General features: G+C 29.9%; 1 protein-coding gene and 1 pseudogene. One reads left to right on the top strand and one right to left on the bottom strand.

Annotated features, from left to right (window positions below; translation table 11 throughout):
* Positions 1–205: YgaP family membrane protein (locus tag FUA24_RS10755; RefSeq protein ID WP_148542191.1), on the top strand; the 205-nt coding region annotated here is incomplete at its 5' end.
* A 67-nt stretch (positions 206–272) separates the two neighbouring features.
* On the opposite strand, the pseudogene glyA reads toward FUA24_RS10755, so the two are convergent.
* Positions 273–653, bottom strand: a pseudogene (gene glyA / locus FUA24_RS10750) (serine hydroxymethyltransferase); the annotation flags it as partial.

The raw sequence follows: 653 nt of genomic DNA, 5'->3' as shown, positions 1-653 counted from the left end.
ATTTATTGTTGCAGTATTATTGTTAAGTTTATTTTTTGTTGCAGGCGTTAGAGGCTTTTTAGGTTTAATATTCTTAGTTGTTGGTTTATTATTTTCATTTTCTAGTATAACGTCTTATTGCCCACTTTATAAAACATCAAAACTTCCAATAGATTATGATTTAAAAAACATAATAAACAATAAATCGTTAAAAAAACATTATTAAAACAGAAAACAAAAAAAGCCCGAAAATATTGAATTTTCGGGCTTTTTTTTACTGAATAAATTTTTAATTAAGCTACAAATAAAGGCTTATTTGCCATCATAGCATTTACTTTTTCTCTTACGGTTTCTAAAACTGTTTCATCTTCGTGGTTGGCAATTACTTCATCAACTAAATTAGCAATAACAACCATATCATCTTCTTTTAAACCACGCGTAGTTACAGCAGCAACACCTAAACGGATTCCTGAAGTTACAAACGGCGATTTATCATCAAACGGTACCATGTTTTTATTTACTGTAATATCGGCTTTTACCAATGCTTGTTCTGCATCTTTACCAGATACGTTTTTGTTTCGTAAATCAATAAGCATACAGTGGTTATCAGTTCCGCCAGAAATAATTTTATAATCTTTAGCTACTAAAGCATCCGCTAAAGCAGCAGCATTTTT

This window comes from Seonamhaeicola marinus (genome assembly GCF_008085455.1).
Note: the sequence above shows the minus strand (reverse complement) of the source record. Positions and strands in the feature narration are given on the sequence as shown.